Below are 26,552 nucleotides of genomic sequence, written 5' to 3' on the forward strand. Positions count from 1 at the left end.
CCTTACTTTGCATGTGTTCTTGATTGTAGCAGGAGTAAATGAGAAGAAACAGTCTATTTTGAACTTGATTTACGTGGTATAATTAAGTTAGGAAGAAATAATAAGATGCCCCAGCTGCTGTGTTTGGCAACTGGGGCATCTTATTTAATACCCGTCTTCAACTTAAATAGTTCTATTGTTTCAGCGGCTTTAATATATCCACCAGCATTTTTTAAAGTACATTTGATTTTATGACTATTTTCTAAGTATACATCATTCGATAATACTTCCATTACTGCATTATATAATGTCACTGGAGTAAGCTTTTTTAGATTTAATTGTATGCCAGCTTTTAAATCTTCTATTCTTTGGGCCACTATCGGTTGATCTCCCATAACTGGGATAACGATCATAGGAACACCAAAATATAAGCTTTCACTAGAACTATTCATTCCCCCATGTGTAATAAAAAGATTAGCTTGTTTCAATACCTCTAACTGAGGCACATAATTATAAACTTTGAAATTAGATGGGATATTTTTCAATTGGTTGATGTCAATATGTTTTCCTACGGACAATATGATGGTAGCAGGAAAATTTTTAAATGCTTCAAAACATATGTAATAAAAATCCATCTGTTGATTAAATACAGTTCCCATAGAAATATAAATGAGTTTCTCTTCTTCCTTCTTTTTAAAAGTAATTTCTTGCATATCTTTCCGTGATGTAATAGAGGGTCCAACAAAGATATAAGAATCATCCAATTCCTCCACATCAGGTTGGAAAAATTCAGATGTATATACGATAGTAATATTTCCAGCACAAGTCATTACATTTTTCTTTTCATTCATAGAAAAGCCATATACCTTTTGCCACTCTGCTAAAATATGCGTAACTTCTTGATAAAGAGGTGATTTTTTGTCTCCTTCATTATGATTGTTCATCAATGCGTTAAATAACTTTTTCGTAACTGCAAATGTTGTACATGAAGAGATTTTAGGTAAATGTAATGCTTCAGCTATGATCCATCCTACTGCAAAATTGTTATCATATATTACGTAATCATACTTTTCTTCTTTCAACTCTTCTATAACAATCTTTATTATTTTATCCATGGATTTTACCATATGTAATAATAGTTCAGAGGGATCTATTTCTCCATTCATCCTTTTCAACATGTCTACTTTTGCTAAAAAATTTTCATATGGACGAAACAAAGCTCCTGTTTTTTCAATTTTCTCCTTATACTCCTCTACACAATAATAAACAACCTCTTCCCCTCTTTTTACTAATTCTTCAATAAGTGCAAGAGTTGGGTTCACATGTCCTTCCCCTGGAAAATTAAACATTAGTACCTTTGCCATATGATAGTTCCTCCTCTTAAATAAAAACTTCCTATAATCAAGTACGTTTCTCTCCTCATTTTAATAAGGGCACTTGTGATAGTAAATGTAATAAACGAGTAAGAAACAAAGTCAGTATACTGTAAAGTGAAACTTTAATCAGTGGGGTCTTACTGCCCATTAAAGCGGGAGAAAACGACATCCCCCAAAATGGATTTTCAAAATTAGGGAACTATAATGTCATATTGGAATAAGTTAAGGGGGAGAAAAAGTGGACAATGAAATGAATTATGGAAGTGATTACAAGTTTATTCCAGCAACTTCAATTGAGAGTGGTCATGGCCTCGAAGTATTGCCTGATTTATTTTGCTACACGATTCAAATCGTCAACATATGTTTTGTTGGAAATCCGCATACCGATAATTTTGTTTTAGTTGATGCTGGAATGCCTAAATGTGCAAATGAAATTATATCTGTTACTGAGAAGCGATTTGGTACAAATAGCCGCCCAAAAGCAATTATTTTAACTCATGGGCATTTTGATCATGTTGGAGGAATAATTGAACTCATCAAGTATTGGGATGTTCCAGTCTATGCACATCAAATGGAAATACCTTTCCTGACTGGACAACAAAGCTATCCTGAACCAGATCCAACAGTTGAAGGTGGTATGGTAGCGAAAATGTCACCTCTGTTCCCTAACGAACCGATTAATTTAGAAAATAGCGTAAAAGTATTACCTGCAGATGGAACCGTTCCTCATATGCCAGAGTTTAGATGGGTTCATACACCAGGACATACTCCAGGGCATATTTCATTATTCCGAGAAAAAGACCGAACTTTAATTGCTGGGGACGCTTTTGTTACAGTGAAACAGGAATATTTATATAAAGTAATTACTCAGGAACAGGAAATAAGCGGACCACCTCGTTATTTAACAACAGACTGGAAAGCCGCTAAAGAGTCAGTTATTAAGCTAGAGAAACTAAAGCCTCTAGTTGCTGTTACTGGGCATGGGATACCGATGTCAGGTGATTTGCTATCAACAAGCCTCAACACACTCGTTCAAGAATTTGATAAAATTGCTGTACCTGATTACGGAAAATATGTAGATAAAAAGGCACATTAAGCAAAAAAACTTTGGTTTTAATATTAAATAATTAAAATATACTTCAAAATCAAAATAGAAAAAATTATTAAGTTTAGTGAAAAAACACTGTACTTAAGCAACATCTCTATTATAAGGATAGACCTACCCTTTGTGAATAAAACTCGATATTCCGCAAATACTATCCGTAGTATAAGCCTGCTTCTTACCCAGCTTGTACCTCTTCCCATTAAAGAGTAATTAAAACGGGTTACGCTATATAAAAGCATAACCCGTTTTTAATGAAATATTTTATTCCATATACGTTTAAACAATGGAGGAAAAGGATGAAACATATTGTTGCTTTATTAATTAAATACACAGCGATAACTGCAGTATTACTAATCATACTTAGTATCTTTAAAGGCATTTCAATTCCTAGAGTATTACTCATTTCTCTTTTCCTTACAGGAGCTGCCTATTTAATCGGAGATCTCTTCATTTTACCTAAATACGGAAATATGATTGCTACAATAGCAGATGTCGGCTTAAGCTTCTTCGGAATTTGGTTACTAACATCCTTGTTTACTAATTTAGATGCTACTCGTAATATTGGACTTTCTTCATTTATAGCCGCTTTAATTATTGGTGGAACAGAAATTTTCTTCCACATTTATATGAAGAGGTTAGTACTGCGTAACGAGAATACATTAAGAAATCACAATCATATTCAGCATGATAACTATGCTATGGAAATGTCAAATGAATATATAGATTCTTCTACAATAAATAAATCCAAGCTTGAGGATACATCTAAAAAATAAAAAAGTGGCAAATGCCACTTTTTTATTTTTGTTTATTAAGCTTGATCAGAGTTTTTCACATGTAACGGAGGTGGTACTACCCATCCTTTTTTCTTACTTAAACGCAGCAAAGTTACACCTGCTTGCGCTTTTTTCATATGAAATTGTCCAAATAGCATGCCTACATCTTCTCGAAGACATTTTCCCATCACTTGACTACATGTGACAAGTCCAGCTGCTAATCCTGTAGAAACAGCTGCTGCTATTTCAACATCATTAATACGCGCTCCTGGAGGAATGTCTTCAATAGATGCAACTGGTCGTTCTGGAGGCGCAGGTGGTAAAGCAACCCCATTAACTTTTAAAAGCGCCTTTAATTCTTCTATTTCCGAATTCATGTCATTTTCAATTAAGCCTTCTAGAAACTTTTTCAAATCTTCATCACCTGTGTGATTCATAAATACTTGGTGACTTGCAATGGCACCTTGTGCAGCTAGAAGATAACTCCAAATATCAAATACTTCTCCGTAATGTAATGGTTCGTTTTGAGGATTTCCACTTAATATACCCATTTTTAAATTCCTCCCTTTCGAAAATATCATAATAAATATTGATTTCAATATTGAAATCAAATTTTTAAGTATGCTTTTTCCTGCAAAAGATTTTCTACTATGCATGGAAAACACCTTTCCAACACTGCGTGTTTATTGTTTAGGAAAGTAGTTTACAAATAAAATACTCAAAGATTATGAAAGAAGATTACCAATAATCTTTGAGTGAGAATCCATTTACTATAAGGGTTTTTATTTTTACACATATACAAAAGAAATTGATTTACATATCTACTATATTGTATGTCAATTTACTTAGCGGTTAGCTCTACCACCAAGTTGTTGTTCAGCCATTGCTACTAAACGTTTTGTAATTTCACCACCAACAGATCCATTTGAACGAGCTGTTGTATCTGCACCAAGTTGTACACCAAACTCTTGTGCAATTTCATATTTCATTTGATCAAGAGCCTGTTCAGCACCTCGAACTAACAATTCATTACGATTTCCACTATTATTGTTTGCCATATTATTTCACCTCCGATGTTTTTAATATGCTACAGATTATGAAATAATAATTATCCTTTTTATGGGAATTAGTTTATGAATAAATATTGAATTTCTTCTTAAAATAGTGCAGAAGACATAAGAAAGAAGAGTTGCTATAACATACTGTCATAACAACACTATGTATAGATTCCTCTTTACTAAAGATTTCTGATTTGCCAAGAGATACATATAAAGTGAAACTTTAATCAGCCCTCACCAATCGGGCTTTTACGTGCAGCCCGCCCCCCCACCTAACTTCTTTGCTTCCGCTGAATTTTGAGGTGGGGATCTTACTGCCCGTTAATGCGGGATAAATTTTGAAAAATGATTCCTAAGGAGATACGAGATGAAAGCTGTAACCTATCAAGGTCCAAACCAAGTACAAGTTAAACAAGTGGATGATGCAAAGTTAGAAAAAAAAGATGATATTATTGTAAAAATTACTTCAACCGCTATTTGCGGTTCTGATTTACATTTATATCAAGGGAACATGCCTTTACCGCAAGGGTACATTATTGGTCATGAACCAATGGGCATTGTTGAAGAAGTTGGTCCGGATGTTACGAAAGTGAAAAAAGGCGACCGTGTTGTAATCCCCTTTAACGTTGCTTGTGGACATTGTTTCTATTGCCAACATGAGATGGAAAGCCAATGTGATAACTCCAATCCTCATTATGATTCTGGTGGATACTTTGGTTATACAGAGAAATTTGGTAACCATCCAGGCGGACAAGCAGAATATTTAAAAGTTCCTTTTGGAAATTTCACTCCATTTGTCATACCAGAATCATGCGAACTGGAAGATGAATCTCTACTGTTTTTATCCGATGTTTTACCAACAGCCTATTGGAGTGTAATAAACGCAGGCGTTAAGCGAGGTGATACTGTTATCGTTCTTGGTTGTGGCCCTGTTGGATTAATGACACAAAAATTCGCTTGGATGCAAGGTGCTAAACGCGTAATTGCAGTCGATTACTTAGATTATCGGATAAATTATGCAAAAAAGATTAACAATGTTGAGGTATTTGAGTTTACAAAATTTCCTGATATGGGAGAACATTTAAAGGAAATTACACATGGCGGTGCCGATGTAGTCATTGATTGCGTGGGGATGGATGGGAAAAAATCACCTCTAGAATTTCTGGAACAAAAATTAAAATTACAAGGCGGAACTCTCGGCCCTATTCAAATTGCTACGAAGGCCGTAAGAAAATATGGAACAGTTCAAATGACTGGTGTTTATGGTGGAAATTATAATGCCTTTCCACTCGGGGCATTTTGGGTTAGAAATATTAATTTAAAAATGGGACAAGCACCTGTCATTCATTTTATGCCGGAACTATTTGAAAAAATAACAAATAAAGAATTTGATCCAAAAGAGATTATTACGCACAAAATCCCCCTTGAAGAAGCGAGCTACGGTTATCAAATTTTCAATAATCGTGAAGATGATTGTATAAAAGTCATTTTGAAACCTTGAAAATTGATATGTGGCTGGATCTTTGATTTTTCTATGCAGTAGACTGCTAAAAATACCCTACTGCATAGAAAGATACTCTAATCCACTTCCATTACATCCCTAAACTTAAAGATTCTTTGATTACGAAAAGCATCAGTACAAGTAATCGTCTTATTTAATGGATTTATATCAGCTACTGTTATGTAATTTTTATATAAATAGCCATTTTTATAATATGTAAGTAAAACCTCTTCTTCACCTAAATATGAAATTAACAGCTTATTCTCAATCCTTTCTTTTGCATCTTGCGTTAAAATTGGACGAGGGATTTTTGTTTGCTCCTGTATCATTTCTTTAATACAAACGAACTGCTCTGGCATACTGGCAAACGGTTGCCACTTTACCATCTCTCTTCCTTTTGGCATATTAGCATTCATCACGATTTATGTCCTCCTAATAACGTGTTTCTATATCTTGCTGTTGCGACGCTTGTGTAAGAAATTCCACGTAAAATACTGTTCTTACCAAATCGTGTTCGAATTTCGTCCATAACTTTCGTTAATCGCATTTCTTTTTCTCTTTGTATAATGTTATCGAAAAGCGAAATTTGCTCTTCCCCTTCATTTATTAGATTTGTTAAGGAAAGGCTTACCGATCGAATTGGTTCTCCTGTATGCCGCTCGTATAAAAAATAGGTACAAACATTATAAATATCCATCGTTAAATTTGTTGCTCTATTTAATGTATGTGCCTTTTTTATTCCCCCTCCATATTCCTTACTGTATCCAACTGAAAAATGAATCGTTTGCGCATATTTCTTTTCTCTTCTCAATCTGTAGCAAACTTCTTCTACATGCTCTAATAAAATAAAGATGAACTCTTCTATCGAATAATCACGAAATAATATTTGGCTTTTCGCTATAGATGTTGTTGCTGGAACGTATTTTTCTGCTATTCTGCTAAAATCAATCCCATTGCTATGTAAATGTAATTCTTCTCCTATTACACCAAATGATTGTTTTAAATACTTCAATGGGTACTGCGCTAAATCCCCAATCGTATGTATACCTTTTCGATTTAATTTTATTTCCGTTTTATACGATATACCCCAAAATTTACTGAGCGGTCTAATACTCCATAACTTCTCGGGTATATCGTCATACGTCCACTGCGCTATTCCATCCCTATTCTTCTTCGCTTCCACATCCATCGCTACTTTACTCAATAATAAATTCGGACCAATACCAATCGTACTTTCAATCCGTGTACGTTCATATATTTCTCTTTTAAACTTTAATGCAAACTCACGCGGATTACTCGCAAACAAATGAATACTCGCGGTCATATCCATGAAAAACTCATCGATACTATATTGATGAAAATCTTCCGGCGCAACATACTGTAAGGCTAAACTGGTTATGTAAGTCGAACATTTCATATACGTATGCATAATTGGATTCACAATAATAATATCTGGCCTCTTCGGTATTTCGTACAACCTTGCCATTTTCTTAACTCCTAACGCTTTAAGTGGCGGTGTTGCCGCTAATACAATGGACCCACTCCTGTTTACATCTCCTACAACAGCCAATTTTGTATATCGTGGATCAAGTCCTTTTTTAATACATGACACGCTTGCATAAAAGCTACGAAGATCTACACAAAGAATAATACGATTCGGTAAAAGAGAATAATCATACAAGGTTATCACCCCCAACAAAGAACGTTTGTTCTTATTATATACGAACCTACGTTCTTTTTAAAGGTATTTCTATGAAAATTTTGGTTAAAATAACCGTTATTACATTCAAGAAAAATTAAAAAAATCTTCCCTCTATTCATGAGAACTTTTTCAGTACTTAAAAATGTAAATAGATAAAAGGAGAAACAACTTCATTCTTCGTGAATAAGCACGGTATTTTAGGGGCCATTCTTTGGTATTCAAAAAGGCTTGTATGTAAATAGATATTTTCATAGTAGCAAGATACCTATATAAGAAAGACTTATTTTGAAAAATAGTACTATTTAGCAGTGCTTTTTTATAACAATATCTCGAACAGACTATTATGAATCATAAATTGAATACATCGGATACATTAAAATTATAGCCTTTTTTCAAATTTTAAAAAAAGCCAACAATTTTCTCTAATCGAATCTCTAATTACATAATTTTGTACGAGAAAGGAATTGAATTTATGCACAACTTTAATTTCATTTGCGAACAATTTGCTACAATACTTAAAGGGAAAAGTAAAATAATTCAAGGTGGTTGTTCGGTGTCTTTTCACCGCGATTTTAGAGTACTTGTACAAGGAAAACAAAGTACCTATGTAGTACCCGTCGGAGTAAGTTTTGAATCGTTGGATCAAAATGGTAATGCATTAAATTTAGGCGAAATTGCTATTCTACAAGAAGAGATTCCTGCATTTATGAAATCAATTGTACAACAAGGAATTATTGTAAGTGCTTTACATAATCACTGGCTGTACATGAATCCCTTAATTATGTATATTCATATCCAGTCGATAGAGCCCCCATTACATTTTGCACAAAAGTTAGCCAATTCTTTTTTGTCCTTAAGCAGCTATCCTATCGCTAATAATGAGGGGCAATGATTGGTGTTTAGGGTAATTACATTGTCTATATGTGTGAACATAATAAAATGATTTCACTTTGTGCCCAAAAGTAAAAAAACTACCTATCAAATTTTTAGATAGGTAGTTTTTGAATCTATTAAAGTAAAGTACTCTACTATTTTATAAAATACTATTCTCTAAACAAAAATACAGATTCTCAATTCACTGTGGCTTGCTTATCCCATATATTCCTCTAAAGTTAGTTTTTTTTCAGCAACCTCTCCTATATAGCGTGAATATGCCAAGGCTCATACACATAACCAGTTATATTTCCCTTTGAATAACGAATGATGTCCCCTGCCCAATGCGCATTTTCTTTCATCCATTGTTAAGCCTGTTTTATGTTTGCTATGTCCCGTTTTTTCAAACAAAGACTCCCTGTACGTTCAGGATATCAACTTTTGTTTACTTCACTTTTTTTCTACACTCTGCATCTAGACGGTATATCCATTGACCACGGTAAGATTTATTTCAAACCCACAAAAAATAGATTACCTGCACACGAAAAAGTATAGCGTACAGGTAATCTATTTGTTTTTGAGATTAATAAAAAACTAATTTATTTTTTGAATTCTTCCATCAATAACAGACTGAATTGGTTCTTTTGATTTTTTCATATAATCTACTAATGCTTCAAAATCAGTTGGTCCTGTTTCAGCATCTTTCCCGTTTTTAAAGGATACAAATCCATCTCCACCTGAAGCTAGAAATGCGTTCGCAACGACGCTGTAAGTTTTAGAAGGAATAATTTCTTCTCCATTTGTTAGGCGCACACTTGTTACTTTTTCTCCATTAGGTTTGTTTGCATCCCAAGTGTATTGGATCCCTGAAATTTGAAGCATTCTTGTTATTTCTTTTTGCCATTGTTGATTTAAAATATCACGAATATCTTGACCCGTTAAATTTACTTTTATTAATTGATTTCCGAATGGTTGAATACCATATATCTCTCCCCATGTAATATCACCAGCATCTAAGTCATTACGAATACCACCAGGATTCATAAGTGCAATTTGAGATTGCATTGTTGCACGCTGGGCATCAGCAACTAAATTTCCAAGAGTAGATTCACCAGCTGTATTTAGTTTACGATCTAGTGGAGCAATAGACTTACCTACAACTTCATTAACAAGAGGTGCGATTTTTGCTTGATATTTCTCCATCTTCTTCTTTATTTTTTTATCAGGCTCCATGCCTTCATGGTAAGTCGTAACAATTTCTGCTTTTTTCTCAACAATATCTTGTGTTTTACGATCAATCTTTACATCAACATCAGCAAAAGCCATACCGTAAGAATTTGCTTGTACGACAAGTTTATTATTAACCGTTCCATTTACATAAGTGTGGCTATGCCCACCAAAAATAACATCGACTTCTGGATCAGTCTCATTTGCTAATCGGACGATATCACCATTTGTTACGCCGTTCCCATCTGTTGTCCCCCCGTTATGTGCAAGAACAACGATAGATTTAACGCCTAGTTTTTTTAATTGCTTTACGGATTTGTTAATAGCTTCAACTTCATCTGTAATTTCTACATTCTTTAGCATAGTAGGCATAACAAGGTTAGGCACATCCGTTGTTACGACTCCGATAAATCCAACAGGAACTCCTTGTACCTTTTTTATAGTGAATGGTGGTAAAAATAAACGACCAGTGGATTTATTATAGAAATTTGCGGCAACGTATGGGAATTTTGCTCCTTTAAAATTCCCTGTTTTCTCATGGTATCCACCATAAATAAGGCGGTTCATTTCTTCAACACCTTCATCAAATTCATGATTTCCTATCGTTCCAACATCGAATTTCAAATCATTTAGAAATTCAATGGTAGGTTCGTCTTGTAATAATGCTGAAACAGGAGTACTTGCCCCAACAACATCGCCAGCATGTACTTTTAATGTATTCGGATTTTGTTTTTCACGATCACGTAAATAAGCCCCTAAGTACTCGATTCCCCCTGCATCTTTATTGTTAATTTTTTTTACTGTGTCTAGTTGCCCATGAAAATCGTTAATACCGAGCATTTGTACATCTATGTAGCGGTTTGGTTCTGTACTTGCTTGGGCTGAAGGCACAGCGAATACACTAGTAAAAGTAACTGTACTTAATGCTAAAGCAACTGGAATGATTTTTTTCAACATAAAATTTCTCTCCCCTAATTAAAATCTGACATAATACAATGTTATTTTAATATATTAAGAGGATTATTTCTATAAAAAATTCTACTAATTATAAAAATTAATAAGATTTTATTATTTCCCAACAAAACACTTTTTCTTAAAAAATTTGAAGATGTAAAACGACAATTTTAAGAGGAAGATGATTATTTGTAAGCCGTAGTCTATACTTTTGGATTAGGATATAAAGGCCCCCTCTCAACTTAAGAAACTTCACTACACAAACAAGAACATGTACATTTCTTTGTTTTGAGAATTATTCAAAATATTATCTTGATAGTAATATAACAATACTTCTAAGAGACTAAAAAACTCTAATCAATACATGTTAGCTGTTAAGAAGCATATTCAATCCGAAACTAATGGAGATTTATAAACCTAACTCAATATCACCATTTAAAAATGAATAAAAACTTCGTTATGGAAGATTTCGATTCTTTAAATTGATTACAGTGGTGCACTACTCCGCATATAAAAGATGCTCCTGGATTTATCCAAGAGCATCTTTTATAAAGTTTTATTTTTACTTATTTATAATTTGTCAGTTAACTATTACGTAGTTGTAATCAGTCCTTTAAAAATAATAGGAGTGCTTCATTAAATTCTTTAGCATGCGTTACATTTAGCCCATGTATATCACCCTTTATTAACGTTACTTTAGAATAAGGAGAGCGCTAATCTTTCATATAAATATTCACCATTTTTATCATTGCGGGGACATCAAAACTTTAACTTGATGGGGATATGATACTACCGCAATTCATACATAGTACTAACCATATATCTATCATATTTTTTAAAAACAGGATTAATTAGATTTTAAAAAAGATTTCTTTTTCTTTACTCGTAATAAATCACCTGTCCATCCTTTGAATCGCATATATAAATACATACCCCCTGTTGTGAAAATGATAAATAAGAGAGCGATTAAATAGCTGTATTTCCATTCTAGTTCAGGCATGTATTTAAAATTCATCCCCCACAATGCTCCTAAGGCTGTCAAAGGTGTACTTACAGCAGTTAATACAGTAAGAGCTTTCATAATTTCATTCCCACGATGAGAAGAAACAACTTCTTGTAAATGAATCATCGTGTCCAATTCTTCTTGGTACTCTTTAACAAGTTGTAATCCACGCTCTAATTTTACGTGTGTTTGTTTATAACAAAGGGTGTTTGTTAAGTTTTCTAACCAAGCTTCTTTCAGGCCTTGTAATACTTCTTGTATTAAGCGAAACACATGTGTGTTCATAAATAATTCATGACGAATATGATAAATTCTTTCTAAAACTGCTATGTTATTATGATGATAAAAATCCCATAATACATTTCTAAAATTGTTTTCGAAATAGTCAACCTTTCGCAAGTAGTGAGATATAAACATTGATAAGATAGCACATAATCCTTCAGCGGAGCTATTACACTTTTTTACACTAAAAGAGGAATTATGTATTAATTTTTGAAAATCCTCTTCCTCTTTTTCCTGGACCGTTATCAGTATTCCATGAGCTACGAAATAATGAAGAAATTTTTGAATTTTGGCATCCTTTTTATCTTGATCAAATAAAAACGAACCATATACACAAGTTTGACTTGGTGATAACGTATAAACATATAATCCATTTTCACAAGGAGAACTTATTTTCTTTACAAATTGAGAGAAATAAGATGTTACATCACGAGGGATTATAGAAGAAAGTTTTTCAAGCTCACTAGTTTTCACATGATACCAACTCCATTTCGGCATTTTTATGCATTCCATCTTATTCTTCCTTTCTGAATCGTTTTATGTTTGATCGAATCATATTTGTAATATGAAATTTGTATGTAGGTATTCATGTCTTGGAGGAAAAGTTTTTAGATCAACTAAATTACAAAATAAAGTGAAACTTTAATCAGTGGGGGTTTTCTTCATCCTCCACTGATTATCAGCCTTCACCAATCGGACTTTAATGGCATAGGAGGTCTTATTCTATTAAAAGGAAGATCCCCTATATATTAGCTACTTTTATTCTCAATTTTAAACATTTCCTCTATATAAGCACTTTTTATCTTTTCTTATAAAGCATTTTTTATATGTGGAAAAGAAGCTACATAATTTGGCACATCTATTCAACGAAATCCATTTCGGTCGTTATTATAATTTAGATTCATATGCAGATTGATTGGTGATGTCCTCAAATACTTGACTTCCAATCATATAGTATCCATGAAGTGCAGCCTCTTTCGAAGCGTCTACCATACGGAAAGAAGAAATTTCACCTTGTATTTCTTCAATTCGTTTTTTGTGGAGATCTACTATTCCTCCTGTCCAAATAATAGTGTCATACTGGTCTAACTTAAATTGTTCTTGTAATACACGCATAACGTCTTGGAAGTGTGCATCCAACTCTTTTTGAATCAAAGTATGAACCTGACTTGTCTGAGGACCTTCTTCTCGACCTCCATATCCTTTTTCTAATATGTTTGGCATATCGTTAATATGCAAGTGATTACTTTCACCCGCATGATTCTGCACGATATTCTTAATATTTTTCAAAGGCTTGCTACATCCTAGTTTCGTCTCATAATGATTTAAAATGACATTCTGTTTCATATCTGTCATTTCTAATGTACGAAATCCACCATCAATAATTAAGACACGATCTCGTTCCTGAATGATTCCCTCTTTTAAGAAATAAGCATGTAAAGCGACCGGTTGCTGAAGAATCAAAGCATTTTCCACCGTAATAGTAATAAATTTACCATCAATTTGCACAGAAGTTTCTTTTTTTAGTGCACGTTGTAATTGCTCATGCTGACTACCAAAACAAGTAACGGGAAGCCCAGTAACAACTAAAGGCAACACGACATTTTCTTTATAATCCTTTGCAATGCAACCAAATATTTGTTGTTTAAATCGTTCGCTTTCATAATAATTTTCTATTTCTTCGCCAAATGGAGGAAGGAATGAAGCGTCAGATTGATGTGCTTCATCTCCCATGTAGTATGCAAAGTCTAAGTCTATAAAACTTACCTTTGTTAAATCTTCACTTTCAGCATGATTGGATACAGGGGCTAGTGTAGAAGCCTCACTCTTAATCGTCACCTCAGAATCTACATCCTGTCGATATGCCCGCTTAGTAAAGCCAATTCCTACATCAATTGCATACAGAGATTTCATACCTTTTTCCTCACTTTCTATTTTTAGAGTTAAATTTAGGCACTCTCTTCTTTCCCTTCTTTCCCTTCTTTCCTATATTTCTTTTCATTTTTCGTTTTCTCCCCGTCTAAGTCCTTACTATTTTCATTTATTTCGTAATCCTTTTCATCTTTTTTCTTTTTGTTATTTTCGTTTTCTGTTAAATCTTTAATGGTAGAAATGACAACTGGTGTGGCTGTAAGTAGTTGTGGTAATGTTTGTTTTGCAACATTAGCTGCATTTACAGAGAATTGTTTACTTGTCTCAGTTACCTTCTCAAATGTTTCCTTTATGTTCCCTTCTTGTAGTTTGTCTTTTACGCTTTTTCCTGTTGTTTGTATCACTTTCCGATTTTCTTTTTTTAATAAGGAGACCATGATTCCGGTCGTAACCCCAATCACAGCATATTTAAATATTGTATGTTTCATTTTTCTCACCCTTCTCTACTTTATTTTCTTCAATGCTAGAGCCTAAAATGTAGTCTATTTCAATTTTTTCTTAAAATAGGAAGTTAGCTTATCAGATGTTGCAATCTATTAGAGAGAATGATAGTTCTGCGGCTGTCTATCACTCCCCGTTGGTATTTCAGCTGTTACTAGGAGTAAAATTCTCCCTTGATCTAGTTTTTCTTCATATAAATTAGCTTCCTCCTTTAGATTTTTTATTTTTTTTTATTTAGTTGTTATGTAATATGTAATACACCTATTTTAAAGATGTTAAACCTAAATTTTCAAAAAATTTAATACAATAGGTTATTACTGTTTTTCAATATTAACGAGATGTCACGAGCACTTTCCTTTGATAGCAGTGCTACAAATAACGATTTGTTTGAAAGGAAAGCCCCTTATTTTATAGAAAAATTCTATTTGGAAAAGGTTACAAACAGAGTACAAGATACTTTTTTCGTTAATTAAATCAAAAGAAAAATAAAAAAACACTCCTTTTCAAAGAGTGCTTTTAAAAACATATAACCTAATAAAAATGAAAATATACAACGATACTAAATATACAAACTTTTCATGAAAAAAGATTTTATAGTATCTTTTTAATATCCATGTCCACCTTGCCAGCCACCATGTCCGCCTTGCCAGCCACCGTGTCCACCTTGCCAACCACCGTGTCCACCTTGCCAACCACCATGTCCGCCTTGCCAGCCACTATGTCCGCCTTGCCAGCCACTATGTCCGCCTTGCCAGCCACTATGCCCACCTTGCCAACCGCCGTGTCCACCCGGCCAACCACCGTGTCCACCTTGCCAACCGCCGTGTCCACCTTGCCAACCACCGTGTCCGCCCGGCCAACCACCACCGTGCCCGCCTTGCCACCAGCCTACATAGCCTTGTCTCTGTGAGTTCATTCCTTCGCATCCCTTCTTATTAAAAATTCAAATACTGTAACTGGGTATTCTCTAAATATAATTATGTATCCCAAAAATAAATGTATCCGCAAACATCTCGATTATTGGTAAAGTAATTATCTAATGAAAAAACATTTATTATTGCAAATCTAAGCTCTATAGTTGGGCTTTAGTTCTACAAAGAAAAACGATACTTCACTATTAAAGTATCGCAAAAAAAACTATTTACTTACATTATTATAACTATAACCCTATCCGGTATTAGTCACTCTCCTAAAATTGCAACAGGACTAAACGATTCATAATGAATCAATTCCTTTACTATACTGTGTTCTTTTAATAATGGAGCCGTTCACTGCACAATTTGTATTGTTTTCTCGTCAAAGCGGTACATCCCTTCATATACAATGTTTTTATAAAACATTAGCATTATTTGAAATTCATCTTTCACAATTCCATTTTTTACTTTTTACTCCAGGATGTCGAATCTTTTTTAATTCTTATAGATCTAAACTGATTCAATAGTGATTCTGGTGCAATTGCTCTGAAGTTTTTACACTAAAACCTTCTTATTTACGCATTGAAAAATGTTACCTATAACGGAAAAGCCCAATTTCTCTATTTAAACAAACTGCAAGTAACCACTCATCCTTAGAATGAGTGGTTACTTGGTATTTTTATATAAAGAGCCATAAAAATAATGTCAGCATAAGAAGGTTCAGCAGTAGAATAATGATGGATAAGAGCCTTTACACTTTTAATAAACTTTTGTATTATCATTTATATTTTCAATCTTAATAAATTCAAACTCTGCTTCATATCCATCTCCTTGTGGACTGCAAGCATAAATGCCAACTTTCATACAATCTTTTTCCTCAAAAAGATGAGCCATTCTTATTTGTTTCCATACTGTCCCGTCTAAGGAATAATCAACATAGTAATTATTTTTCCTTCTTGTTATGCGATAATAAAGAGAATTCAAATCTCCCAAAAAATCCTGACTAGACCAATCAGAATAGCCATTCTTTGTTACAACAACACCTAATTTACTATTGTCATCAGGTATATACTCAACCGATGTCTTTAACCAAGTATCTTTTGAAAATCGAACCATTAAACCTGCTTGATCATATCTATTTGCTGGTTTAGATTTTACTTTCGTAATCAATCTAAAGTCTCCATTTAGTTCATAGTATAAAAAATGTCCATTATCAACTTGAAATTCATAGTGTGTTTTTTGCCAGAAATCTGTCTCTTTATCTGGTTTGATTATTAACTTCGATTTATTGCTATTAACCTCCCAATCTTTAGGTGGAGAAAACCATTTTAATCTTTTATCAAATTCCGCATTATTAAATTCTTCTATTAATTTATATTGATTATCCATAAACAATATCCCCTTAATCTTTTATATTTTATTAATGAAGGAACTAACCTTTTTCAAATTAGGGTTTTAACTAAATCAAATACAAAAAACTCCCGTTCCTATAAAAGGGACGAAAGTTAACCCGTGTTGCCACCCTAGTTAAAAACTTAAAAATATACGCCCTCTACTTAATTTATTAACTGCTTGTAGCTGGAAACGATTACTAACTTCACACTGAAGTGTTCTTCATTTCTCTCAAAGATGGATTCACAAGTTCCTTTTATCGCTTTCAAGCAATATACATTTTAATTATCATCACTTTACAATAATTCTGTTTATTTATCAAGGGATGTTTTTTAAAATAAAATATATTCATAATTAATTCACAAAAAACATTTTCTACTATATAAGAAGGTCTAATCTTATCTAGAAATGTTGTATTTTTCATAAAAGCCGCGAAGATATAAATAAAAAATAACACGATTTGCACGAAAGAATAACCATACACTGTTATCTCTCCTTTAAACACCTATTTAAGAAAAACTTAAGAAATTCACTTCTAAATTCATAAGAATTTTTTCCTATACTTAAAAATAAGTAATTTAACAAGAGAAGAAATGACCATGAAGAGATTTATAATTTGCATACTAGGAATAGGCCTTCCTATATACTTACTACCTTTCATATTACGCGGGGATTTAGACAGATTTAATCCGATTGCTGAAGAAAAAAATGCATACGCCATTGCGCAAGGTTATGGCGTTCCAGATTATCATTATAAAGGCCGGGCTATTTACTCACTAAAAAGTGTTGATGAATTAAGCAATGAGAAAGAATATAAAGTGGGAACGAACACCCCTAATGATTTTATTAGAAAAACTTACTTAAAGATTCATGTAAAAGGAAAATATGTTTATTCTTACGATATTATTGCAGAAAAGGATATTCCAGAGAAAATAAGAGAGCAATTGAAGATAGTAAACAAATAAAAAAATAAGCTGATTTTTTATCGGCTTATTTTTTTCATTCCTTTATCTTCTCCAGTCCAAAGAGTAGTCTTTGTTTCAGCATCAGCGATAAGATATTTTACCCGGAAATTTTTTTCCGTTTCTGTCCATGATGCTATTAAGTAAATTTGTCTATTAGGATTAATGTTAAGTGATTTTTCTTTGCCAGCCATTCTACTTACAAACGGTCCTATTTCGGATTCCATAGTCGATTGTAAATCTTTATATAGAACTGTTTTCTGTATATGATGTTCAGCCTCATGAAAAGGAACATAGAAAGAACGATACGTATGATTTTTAACCTTACTATAAAAAACTTTTGGATTTTCAAAGATTTTACTTGCATTGTTTTCTATATAGGAAATCTCTTTTGAAGAATCCGCTGCTTCTACCATCCCTTGTACACCTAGTAAAAGAAAGCTACAAGTAAACAAAACCGCTATCATTTTTTTCATATTAAACTCCTTCAATTTTTTAATATTTATACCCAAATAAGGTTATTTCATACGAATTGATCCATTGAAGATCTGGATATACATCAAAAATGCTAGCAATTACTAAAAAAAGACTCTTACATAGTAAGAATCTTTTTTTATAATCACCATCGATTTATTAAACCTATTATCATTGTTTCAATAGCCACTCTTCTATTACTTTCACTGTTTCATCTCGTTGTGCTTTTGGCGTAATTAAACTCGCATTATCACCTTTTTGTTCACCATACATGCCAAAATGAGCATGGTTTCCACCTTTTATCATGTGCATAGTTGTATTCTTTGACATGAACTTTTTATTGTTTTCTATTTTTTCTACAGTTGCTAAAGCATCTACTTCCCCGTAAATTGATAACATTGGAATCGACTTAGTAGAGAAGTCATCTGCAGGATACGAACCTAAGAAAATAATCCCTTCTACCTTTTCTTCATGTTGAAAGGCATACTTAGAAATCATAGCTCCGCCCATTGAATGCCCCGCAACATACCATTTTTGAACTTCCGGATACTTTTCAATTACACTATCTACCTCATTGATTCCAAGTATCGCTAAGTTTAATGGTAATTTAGGCATTACTACAAAATGTCCATCTTTTGCAAGAGCTTCTCCTAAATAACTATAAGCCTCAGCTTCTACTTTAGCTCCTTGATAAAAAATAACCCCTACTTTCGCATCTTTCGCTCCAAAAACGATATTATCTTCATCTTTTTTATCATCTACTAACGACAAAGCCTCTTGCGTCGGTTTATAAGTAAACTGAGACCAAGTCAAAAAAGTAATACTTCCTATAATTAAAATAGCTAGTAAAGAGTACAGCGTAATTTTTATCCATTTCTTCACAAAGATGACCTCCATAAGATGTATATATTCCATATTTCGGATTATCATTAACACACATAAAAACTCGAGCATTTTTATTATGCTCAAGTTTTTATTTACGCCTTTAATTTATACTATAAATGGTCCAAGATAAATATGTAGCAAATGCAGTCCATAAAAAATATGGAATTAGCAACCATGTCGATACTTTAGATAAATTGGAAGAAACCGCTATGAGAAGCAACGTAGTAATAGCGACTAGTAAACAATCTATTGTTGCTAAAAACAAATTCTTTTGGCTAAATTGAAAATAGCTGAACGCTTGATTGAATATATAATTTAAAAGGAATAAAAACCAAAATGTTTTTGGCTTAAATCCATAGTTGTTGTAAATAATTGCTACTGATAATGCAATAAGTCCAAATAATACAGCCCATATCATTCCGATTGTCATACCAGGAGGTGTCCAAGACGGCTTTTCTAACGCATCATACCAAGTACGATCAATAGGGAATAAAACACTAGAAACATAAAACAAACCATATGTTAGTAAAAATACTATAATACTAGATTTTTTCATAAACATTCTCCTTTTTAATAGAAGGTTTTAGAAACTCTATATGATTCGTATACTCTTTCAATGAATACAACTTTAATACGCAAATAGACATTATAACTTTTACATATCAAATTCATATTGACTCGTGTATTTTATATAAATTCTTTCATACTTTTATATGCACAAAGGGCTCTCTCTCGTGCTGCCTTATGATCAACAATCGGATAAGGATATGTATTCCCAAGTTTTATATTGGATTTTTGTAAAATATGCTCAGGTGCTTCCCAAGGTTTATGTATATATTTGTTTGGGATATCTCTTAATTCTGGTACCCATCTTCTTATATACTCTCCATTTTTATCAAACTTTTCTCCTTGTGTGATGGGGTTAAAAATACGAAAATACGGTGATGCATCTGCTCCACTTCCAGCAACCCATTGCCATCCCATTGTATTATTTGCAATATCAGCATCTAGTAGTGTATCCATAAACCATTTTGCACCTTCTTGCCACGGAATTAACAAATGCTTTACAAGAAAAGAGGCTACAGCCATTCTTGCCCGATTATGCATAAAGCCTGTTTGCCAAAGCTCCCGCATTCCCGCATCAATAAACGGATAACCAGTTTCACCCTTCTGCCATACTCTTAATAACTCCTCTTCCTTATTCCACGGAAAATGTTCAAAGCTCTTATTAAGAGGTTTATATACTGTAAATGGATAATGGTATAGTAAATAATAAGAAAACTCTCGCCAAATGAATTGACGTATAAAGCTATTAACTTGTTTTTCAAAAAGACTACATTGTCTTTCGATACTTTTATTTATTAAGTAATGAAACATTAGCTTTACTGATATTTGACCAAATGAAAGATACGGTGCCAACATCGAATGGACATTTTGATCTGGAAAATCTCTTCCTTCACTATAAGAGACTAATTTGCTAGAGAAAAATTTCTTGAATGTTTTATATGCCCCTTCTTCTGTCGGATCCCATATTTCTTCCATATGAGATGTCCACGGTATAGTCGGCAACAAGTGTAATTCTGAAACAGATAAGCTTGCTGGTAAAGAGTTTCCCCACTTTATACTCTGCACTCTGTTAATAGGTTTAGGTATTACCTGCTTTTGAAATGCATTGTAAAAAGGCGTAAACACCTTATATTCAGTGTTATCCTTCTTTTTTATAATCCACGGTTCTAATAATAAATGCGAATTAAATTCCTTACAAATAATACCTTTATTTTCTAATATCATTTTCATTTTTTGATTAGATTGTAATCTGTCTGGATCATAACAACTATTCCAATATACAGCCGTTATATCTAATTGTTTGATGAGAGAAAGTATTTCTTCCTGTGTATTTCCTTTGCGGATTATTAAAGTAGAGCCCAATGCCTTAAGTTGCTTTTGGACATCTATTATAGCATGGTGTAACCACCACTTTGCCGCACTTCCTATTGAAAAAGTTTCATCTTGTACATATACCGGAAGAACCTCCCCGGACTGAACAGCCTCAAATAGAGCTGGGTTATCATATAAGCGAAAATCTTTTTGAAACATAACAATAATTTTATTTTGCATGGCTATCCTTTCTTACTCTTAAAACATAATAGATTCTTTATGTGAATAATCCTCTTTTTTGCTTTTGCATTATTATATTAATAATTCTTTGTAATCATAAACAAACGTTTCCATAGTTATTGGACTTCTATCTAGTAAATTCGATAAATCTGATGTGACTTTTTTAGCTAACCCTAATTTTGCAGTTGTATATATTCCAATCATAACCCAAATAAAGTCACTGTTAAGTCCCTTTTGAATCATTCTTTTTCTAAATTTAAATATACTTGGATTTGTATAAGTAATTTCTTTATTTATTATTTTTGAAATAATAGCAGCAACTTCATAATATGTTAATGCCTCATTTCCCGTTAAAGAATAAGCTTTAAATTCATGTCCCTCTTCGGTTAATATTTTAGCTGCAACTTCTCCAATATCCCGTACATCTATAAAACTTGTTTCCCCTTTACCAGCAGGTACTTCAATTATTTTTTCATTTCTTAATTCATCACCATGTTGTGATAATAGATTTTGCATAAAAAAACTCGGTCTTAGGAATGTGTAAGGGATCCCAGAAGCCTTTATGATAGCTTCAATTTTAGCATGAGGTACTATCGGATTTTTTTCTACACCTAATAAAGATAAAAATACAATGTGTTTTATACCTATTTCTTTTGCGGCATCTACAACAGGCTGGAAATACTTTTTTGCATCAGCTAGATGTGGCGGTCTTATTAGAAAGACTTTAGTAACACCTTTTAAAGCTGCCTTTACAGATGAAGGGTTTTCAAAATCAAAATACACTCCTTCAGTTTCTCTACTGCGCGTTGTGACTTTGAAAGTAGCATTTCTTTTTATTAGGCATTTTACAACCTCTTTTCCTACATTCCCTGTAGCACCTGTTACTAAAATCATTTTAATCACCCTTTATTTTTTTGTAAATTTTGAATCATACTTTGCAAAACTCGAACTGTATTTTCTACTTCCTCTTTAGGAATACTAGCTGTAGCATTTTTTATAACTTCATCGCTTACATTTTCTATCTCCTGTATTAATCCCTTAGTTTCATCTGTTAAAAATATTAAATGTGACCGTTTATCTTTAGGATTATGTTTTATAAGAATCCATTCTTTTTGCAATAATCTTTGTATAATTCCGGTTACTGTTGGACGGTCTGCTAAGAGCCTTTCAGCAATCATAGCCGGGGTGGTTCCATTTGGATAAAGAGATATATCCTTTAACACAGACCATTGCTGAGCTGTTATTTTATATTCTCTTAATTGATTTGATAATTCTGTTTTCGTCATTATACTTACCTTGTGTAATAAATAGCCTAAATTATTCATATAACCTCCAATATAGTTAGCACACTAATTATATAGTTAGTATACTAACTATAATGCGTAATTACAAACTTCAATTAATAGTTTATATATAAGATATATAAACTTCTTATTTTGTACTATTTCATATTATATTTAAAATCTTCTTTAATCCTGTTTTGCATGTATTGTACACTCTATATACAAAGGTTATTCCTTGCTGTTACTTTAAATAAGCAGTTACAATTGTATCTAGCATGGGTATTTTTTATTGTCCGATTTGTCATATTTATTCTTAATTCTGCAAAATAAAAAAAAATGGAGCGAAAGATGAAAAAACAATTTGATAAACAATCAAACTTAAATACATCTATGGATTCAACAATCCTATGGACTTTTCAAAACCAAAATGCTATAAATACACTTTTGAATGAAGGTAAGCTTATAGCCGATCCTATTTTTGTTAGTAAAGAAGATTGCACAGCATATAAATACATTGTAAGACATATGAAACAGAAAGGCATTGACTTCATTATAGATTTCCCCATTTGGGCATGGCATTCATGCAATGGTTACCAAAAGAAGCCTACTTTTGAGACTGCAAGGGAATTACTATCAGATATTCAATTAGAGAAAGAAATATACCTCATCGAATTTAAATGTCCTAATTTTTTATTCATGTTAACAAACTATAGTGGATGGTGCGACATTTATTTTAAACTTACTGGCAATCCTAAAGCAAGTATAACAAATGATGAAGAAAAATACTTATTTAATCTTTATCCCGCCATTGAGGAAGAATGGGAATATCATCATATCCAAGCAACTCTACCCTACCTAAAAAAAGAGTGGCTTATACAAATAACAGAACTTAGTAAGATGAATGGGTTTAACAAATAATATTGTTTATGAATGCTTTATTTAAGCATTCATAAACATAATAAATAATCACATTAAACTAATACATTTAAAATAGCGGTTTTTATAACGGAAACCTAAATAAGCTCCTTACTACTATAATTTTGTATACATGCAGCTTATTCATTTAGTTTTGGTCTAGTTTGTAAATATAAATTCAAATCTGGACTTGAACCGCTAATAATTACATCTCGAACAATTTTAGAAAGTACCATACTATATACTAATCCATTATCTCCATACGCATAGATAAAGTGACAATTTGGAAATTCTTCATACATTCCAATTATAGGTAAACCATCATGAGTACCACCATAAAAAGCACTTAAATAAAATTCAGGTTCAACTGTTATATTTGGAAAGAGCTTATTAAATTCATTCACTAATTTCTCTTTTTTATGGATTAATTTTGAATCTCTTTCTTGAGCAATGTTTGTATCTTCATCTAACCCACCTATAATAATCCTGTTATCTGCAGTAGTTCTCATATAAATATATGGTCTCGCAGTTTCCCAAATGAGAGTACGTTTATACCAAGAAGATAAATCTTCTACAGGATTAGTAACAATTGCATATGAGCTAATCAGTGTAGCGTTCTTTTCCTTTTTAAATTCCAATCCTTCATATCCTGCAGCCACAATTACTTTATCGGCAGTAATAGAATTGCCTCCCTTTGTATAAAAGATAGCACATTCTTTCTCTAACTTTTTGCCAACAATCTCTGTATCTTCATAAATGTGAACTCCTTTATTAGAGGCTTGTTCTAATAAACTATGTGTAAATTTATAAGGGTTTATTTCACCATCATTATACGTATAAATAGCTGCACGTTTTTTAAATGGATATCTCTGTCCAATTTGTTTTTCTGATAACCAAGCCGCTTTAAAATCATGCTTATGTAAATAATACAGTTCCTTTTCTAATTTCTTTATATCCTCTTCATAACTTGCATAATATAAACTGTCCCGTCGTTTAAAGTTAGAGCAATAAGGCAAGTTTTGATCAGCATATTCAATATCATTAATAGCTTGTTCACATAATTTCATATGCTTAACTGCATACTCTTCTCCAAATGTATTTACAAGTTCAAAAAACATCTTATCACCTAAATATTGAATAAGTGCTGTATTTGTAAGGTTACTTCCATGTCCTACCTTTCTTTTATCAACGATAACAATATTTAAATCTGATTCACTCAAATAGTATGCGGATTGAGCACCCGAACTTCCTGCTCCTATTATGAGTACGTCACATTTTATATCTTCTTCCAAACGGGGGTAAGAAGGTGTATTAGAAAAAGTTGTGTTCCAATATAATTTCCCTTTCTGTAAATCCATTTTAAGTGCACCGTCCTAAATAAAATAGTTATATCCCCATCTGTATCTCCAAATCATTCTTACTATATACTTCTTATCAAAATTATCTTGCTACCATTAGATTATTAGTACAATATTTTTGTCCGCTCATATTTGGTATTAAACTAAGCTTATACAAAGTTAATAGTAGATATATTATTTATTTTCATTTAGAAATTTAAGAACTTGGTTAAAAGCTTCTTGACCTGCTGGCGTGTTCATTTTAAATTGAAATTCATGCGCTAACTCGCCAGAGATATTTTTATCAAAGAAAAGTGTATCTACAGGTACTCCTTTATTTTGTAAAGTAGAAGCTAATGCTTTAGCTTGATCTTCAAATGATGCAGTATTTCCATCTGTGATGAACGTTGGTGGGTAATCTTTTGTAACGTGTTTATAAATAGAGGCGATTTCTATTTCAGGTAATGTTTCAAACTTCTTTTTCCCAAAGTAAGCCCAACCAGTAGTACGCATAAAGTCTTGTACTTCTTTGGATGTTTCCATTTTAGCTAATGCAGGCATATTATACGGACCGCAAAATAGAAGTATACCTTTAATTGTAGAAGGAGCAACAACAGCGTCAATTCCGGTTAACTTCGCATAATCTGGAGATGTTTGAATAGTAACGAATTGTCCAGATATTTGCGCTCCAGCAGAATCTCCTGCAAAATACAGGTCATCTAGTTTTACATTATATTTCTTTGCATTTTCTTTTATATATTCGTAAGCCTCACCAAGTTGTAGTACTGGTGTAGGATACTTTCTTTTAGGAGCAAGAGCATAATTTATATTTATCACTGTATAACCACGAGCAGCTAATTCTACTGCATAACCAGTAATGTCTGATTTATCTCCACCTACAAATCCACCCCCATGTACCCAAAAAATAACAGATGTTTTTCCCGTAAGATTTTTGGGATAAATAATGTCTAATGTACCATCAGGAAATTTAGAATTATAATTGATATCTTTAACAATCCGTGTCTCTTTTAGAGCGTTTTTATAATTATTAGATTGAACAAACATTCCACCTTCAAATGCTTTTTTTATGAGAAACGCTTTCGGAATAGGTGAAACATTCCAAAAAACAACCCCCGCAATAAGCAATCCGAAAACAATACAAATAGTTAGCAACATTCTTTTTTTCCATATCACTTTAGGTTTTAACTGTTTTATTCTCATAATTAAAGAATCTCCATTCTTTTTAGTAATAATCTTAAAATAAATCACAACATACCTTTCTATTTTACGATTAACTTTATTTTCGCCTGCTAATCCGCATTTAAAATTTCATGCAAAAAGTTATATATTTTTATTATGTACATATTAGGTACCTCCTATAAAACACATTAAAAATTCAAACAAAAAAAGCAAAAGATCCTCATTTATAGAAGATTTCTTTTGCTCTTTGTAAAAGACACAAGTCCAAATATTTAACATATTACAATATCCACTAAATAAAAGTTGCTTATCTATCGATAACTTACACGTAAGAATGCATTCGTTTCACTACTTTATTAGTAGAAACTTTAACAACCGTTTCTTTTCCCCCTGTTCTATCAATCTTGAAACCATGAACTTTAACATCAGACGGTACAAGTGGATGATGACAAATCATATCTATACTCTTCTCAATATTTTCACTAACATTTTCTTTTCCACTTAGCCATTCCTCAAGGCTGCCACTTGAAAATTCAGGCATACAATTTTCAAAGAGATAGTCTAGTTCCTTGTTATTTTTTATGGAATCACGTTGAATTTGTAGATTAACTACATTAGTTTCTTTATCCTCTATTCCGACAACAAAAATTTCTTCCACATTTTCTTCATAAATAGCAATAATAATAGACCTCATTATATCTCCAAAAGGATGTACAATTACAGAATCGCAGCTGTGTATAGTCAACATATTTTCTCTTTGAATGTTAGTTACTTGTTGTATGATAGGCTCTATTCCTTGTTCCATGTCTGTTAACAATAAAACCTTTTTATTCTTCGAATTCATATATAGCACTCCTTCTTCATGA

27 protein-coding genes and 3 pseudogenes are annotated in these 26,552 nt (G+C 32.6%); 7 read left to right on the plus strand and 23 right to left on the minus strand.

Annotated features, from left to right (window positions below):
• Nucleotides 1-140: 140 nt before the first annotated feature.
• Nucleotides 141-1,343, minus strand: a complete 1,203-nt coding sequence (locus PDK19_RS12870; protein WP_073530843.1) for a macrolide family glycosyltransferase — start codon at nt 1,341-1,343, stop codon at nt 141-143.
• Between the two features lie 250 nt (nt 1,344-1,593).
• On the opposite strand from PDK19_RS12870, the gene PDK19_RS12875 reads away from it, so the two are divergent.
• Nucleotides 1,594-2,451, plus strand: coding sequence for an MBL fold metallo-hydrolase (locus tag PDK19_RS12875; protein ID WP_242268998.1), 858 nt, complete (start codon nt 1,594-1,596; stop codon nt 2,449-2,451).
• 305 nt (nt 2,452-2,756) lie between these two features.
• Entirely contained in the window at nt 2,757-3,233 is a 477-nt protein-coding gene (locus PDK19_RS12880) for a YndM family protein (protein ID WP_088106667.1), read from the plus strand.
• A 35-nt stretch (nt 3,234-3,268) separates the two neighbouring features.
• Here the strand turns inward: PDK19_RS12880 and PDK19_RS12885 are convergent, their stop codons facing one another.
• Together PDK19_RS12885 and sasP are read right to left on the minus strand one after the other, a co-directional pair.
• The gene (locus PDK19_RS12885) at nt 3,269-3,784 is read right to left on the minus strand and encodes a DUF3231 family protein (protein WP_000512121.1); all 516 of its coding nucleotides are present in this window, start codon (nt 3,782-3,784) and stop codon (nt 3,269-3,271) included.
• A 294-nt stretch (nt 3,785-4,078) separates the two neighbouring features.
• The gene (sasP, locus tag PDK19_RS12890; protein WP_000002833.1) at nt 4,079-4,291 is read right to left on the minus strand and encodes a small acid-soluble spore protein, SasP family; all 213 of its coding nucleotides are present in this window, start codon (nt 4,289-4,291) and stop codon (nt 4,079-4,081) included.
• 367 nt (nt 4,292-4,658) lie between these two features.
• On the opposite strand from sasP, the gene PDK19_RS12895 reads away from it, so the two are divergent.
• Entirely contained in the window at nt 4,659-5,792 is a 1,134-nt protein-coding gene (locus PDK19_RS12895) for a zinc-dependent alcohol dehydrogenase (RefSeq protein ID WP_000649081.1), read from the plus strand.
• Nucleotides 5,793-5,869: 77 nt separating this feature from the next.
• Here the strand turns inward: PDK19_RS12895 and PDK19_RS12900 are convergent, their stop codons facing one another.
• Together PDK19_RS12900 and PDK19_RS12905 are read right to left on the minus strand one after the other, a co-directional pair.
• Nucleotides 5,870-6,211, minus strand: coding sequence for a YolD-like family protein (locus PDK19_RS12900; protein ID WP_000980464.1), 342 nt, complete (start codon nt 6,209-6,211; stop codon nt 5,870-5,872).
• On the minus strand, nt 6,208-7,473 hold the full coding sequence (locus PDK19_RS12905; protein ID WP_270707246.1) for a Y-family DNA polymerase: 1,266 nt from the start codon (nt 7,471-7,473) through the stop codon (nt 6,208-6,210). Before PDK19_RS12905 ends, PDK19_RS12900 begins: the two co-directional genes overlap by 4 nt.
• A 493-nt stretch (nt 7,474-7,966) precedes the next feature.
• Here PDK19_RS12905 and PDK19_RS12910 point away from each other — a divergent pair, with 493 nt between their 5' ends.
• Entirely contained in the window at nt 7,967-8,386 is a 420-nt protein-coding gene (locus PDK19_RS12910; protein WP_014893615.1) for a DUF1259 domain-containing protein, read from the plus strand.
• A 197-nt stretch (nt 8,387-8,583) separates the two neighbouring features.
• On the opposite strand, the pseudogene PDK19_RS12915 reads toward PDK19_RS12910, so the two are convergent.
• The 7 genes and pseudogenes from PDK19_RS12915 to PDK19_RS27405 form a co-directional block, all read right to left on the minus strand.
• Nucleotides 8,584-8,735 (minus strand): annotated as a pseudogene (locus PDK19_RS12915) (D-alanyl-D-alanine carboxypeptidase family protein); the annotation flags it as partial.
• Nucleotides 8,736-8,961: 226 nt separating this feature from the next.
• Complete coding sequence (locus PDK19_RS12920) at nt 8,962-10,551, minus strand: bifunctional metallophosphatase/5'-nucleotidase (protein ID WP_074614833.1); 1,590 nt, start codon at nt 10,549-10,551, stop codon at nt 8,962-8,964.
• A 602-nt stretch (nt 10,552-11,153) separates the two neighbouring features.
• Nucleotides 11,154-11,255 (minus strand): annotated as a pseudogene (locus PDK19_RS12925) (alpha/beta hydrolase); the annotation flags it as partial.
• Nucleotides 11,256-11,395: 140 nt separating this feature from the next.
• Nucleotides 11,396-12,346 (minus strand): magnesium transporter CorA family protein, encoded by a 951-nt coding sequence (locus tag PDK19_RS12930; RefSeq protein WP_270707248.1) that lies wholly within the window; start codon nt 12,344-12,346, stop codon nt 11,396-11,398.
• 375 nt (nt 12,347-12,721) lie between these two features.
• Nucleotides 12,722-13,747: a ParM/StbA family protein gene (locus PDK19_RS12935; RefSeq protein WP_270707249.1), complete on the minus strand. Its 1,026-nt coding sequence runs from the start codon at nt 13,745-13,747 to the stop codon at nt 12,722-12,724.
• Nucleotides 13,748-13,782: 35 nt separating this feature from the next.
• Nucleotides 13,783-14,193, minus strand: coding sequence for a peptidase U61 (locus PDK19_RS12940; RefSeq protein ID WP_270707250.1), 411 nt, complete (start codon nt 14,191-14,193; stop codon nt 13,783-13,785).
• Nucleotides 14,194-14,301: 108 nt separating this feature from the next.
• Nucleotides 14,302-14,418 (minus strand): annotated as a pseudogene (locus PDK19_RS27405) (general stress protein); the annotation flags it as partial.
• 105 nt (nt 14,419-14,523) lie between these two features.
• Here PDK19_RS27405 and PDK19_RS12945 point away from each other — a divergent pair.
• The gene (locus PDK19_RS12945; protein ID WP_229196254.1) at nt 14,524-14,679 is read left to right on the plus strand and encodes an acyl dehydratase; all 156 of its coding nucleotides are present in this window, start codon (nt 14,524-14,526) and stop codon (nt 14,677-14,679) included.
• A 118-nt stretch (nt 14,680-14,797) separates the two neighbouring features.
• Here PDK19_RS12945 and PDK19_RS12950 read toward each other — a convergent pair whose 3' ends face one another.
• Entirely contained in the window at nt 14,798-15,073 is a 276-nt protein-coding gene (locus tag PDK19_RS12950) for a hypothetical protein (protein WP_392387984.1), read from the minus strand.
• A gap of 806 nt (nt 15,074-15,879) precedes the next feature.
• Nucleotides 15,880-16,509 (minus strand): DUF1349 domain-containing protein, encoded by a 630-nt coding sequence (locus tag PDK19_RS12955; protein ID WP_000370220.1) that lies wholly within the window; start codon nt 16,507-16,509, stop codon nt 15,880-15,882.
• A gap of 602 nt (nt 16,510-17,111) precedes the next feature.
• Here PDK19_RS12955 and PDK19_RS12960 point away from each other — a divergent pair.
• Nucleotides 17,112-17,477: a YxeA family protein gene (locus tag PDK19_RS12960; protein ID WP_270707251.1), complete on the plus strand. Its 366-nt coding sequence runs from the start codon at nt 17,112-17,114 to the stop codon at nt 17,475-17,477.
• Nucleotides 17,478-17,494: 17 nt separating this feature from the next.
• Here PDK19_RS12960 and PDK19_RS12965 read toward each other — a convergent pair whose 3' ends face one another.
• From PDK19_RS12965 to PDK19_RS12990, 6 genes are all read right to left on the minus strand, one after another.
• Nucleotides 17,495-17,950, minus strand: a complete 456-nt coding sequence (locus PDK19_RS12965; RefSeq protein ID WP_000738168.1) for a hypothetical protein — start codon at nt 17,948-17,950, stop codon at nt 17,495-17,497.
• A gap of 169 nt (nt 17,951-18,119) precedes the next feature.
• A complete protein-coding gene (locus PDK19_RS12970; RefSeq protein ID WP_049112807.1) occupies nt 18,120-18,830 on the minus strand; it encodes an alpha/beta hydrolase in 711 nt (236 codons plus the stop codon).
• A 103-nt stretch (nt 18,831-18,933) separates the two neighbouring features.
• Nucleotides 18,934-19,389, minus strand: coding sequence for a TspO/MBR family protein (locus PDK19_RS12975; protein WP_000749742.1), 456 nt, complete (start codon nt 19,387-19,389; stop codon nt 18,934-18,936).
• Nucleotides 19,390-19,520: 131 nt separating this feature from the next.
• Entirely contained in the window at nt 19,521-20,951 is a 1,431-nt protein-coding gene (locus PDK19_RS12980) for a cryptochrome/photolyase family protein (protein ID WP_074614831.1), read from the minus strand.
• Nucleotides 20,952-21,023: 72 nt separating this feature from the next.
• Nucleotides 21,024-21,845 carry an SDR family oxidoreductase gene (locus PDK19_RS12985; RefSeq protein ID WP_080495735.1) on the minus strand — a complete coding sequence of 274 codons (822 nt, stop codon included), beginning with the start codon at nt 21,843-21,845 and terminating at the stop codon, nt 21,024-21,026.
• A 5-nt stretch (nt 21,846-21,850) separates the two neighbouring features.
• The gene (locus tag PDK19_RS12990) at nt 21,851-22,276 is read right to left on the minus strand and encodes a MarR family winged helix-turn-helix transcriptional regulator (RefSeq protein ID WP_074614830.1); all 426 of its coding nucleotides are present in this window, start codon (nt 22,274-22,276) and stop codon (nt 21,851-21,853) included.
• A gap of 306 nt (nt 22,277-22,582) precedes the next feature.
• On the opposite strand from PDK19_RS12990, the gene PDK19_RS12995 reads away from it, so the two are divergent.
• Nucleotides 22,583-23,152, plus strand: coding sequence for a DUF3841 domain-containing protein (locus PDK19_RS12995; protein ID WP_074568210.1), 570 nt, complete (start codon nt 22,583-22,585; stop codon nt 23,150-23,152).
• A gap of 137 nt (nt 23,153-23,289) precedes the next feature.
• Here PDK19_RS12995 and PDK19_RS13000 read toward each other — a convergent pair whose 3' ends face one another.
• The 3 genes from PDK19_RS13000 to PDK19_RS13010 all read right to left on the minus strand — a co-directional run bounded on the left by PDK19_RS13000 (nt 23,290) and on the right by PDK19_RS13010 (nt 26,530).
• Nucleotides 23,290-24,507 (minus strand): NAD(P)/FAD-dependent oxidoreductase, encoded by a 1,218-nt coding sequence (locus tag PDK19_RS13000; protein WP_074615748.1) that lies wholly within the window; start codon nt 24,505-24,507, stop codon nt 23,290-23,292.
• 174 nt (nt 24,508-24,681) lie between these two features.
• Entirely contained in the window at nt 24,682-25,707 is a 1,026-nt protein-coding gene (locus tag PDK19_RS13005; RefSeq protein ID WP_001220682.1) for an alpha/beta hydrolase, read from the minus strand.
• A gap of 301 nt (nt 25,708-26,008) precedes the next feature.
• On the minus strand, nt 26,009-26,530 hold the full coding sequence (locus PDK19_RS13010; protein WP_001086262.1) for a hypothetical protein: 522 nt from the start codon (nt 26,528-26,530) through the stop codon (nt 26,009-26,011).
• Between the last annotated feature and the right edge of the window lie 22 nt (nt 26,531-26,552).

The sequence above is a fragment of the Bacillus cereus group sp. BcHK124 genome, from assembly GCF_027712065.1.
GTDB lineage: Bacteria > Bacillota > Bacilli > Bacillales > Bacillaceae_G > Bacillus_A > Bacillus_A pacificus.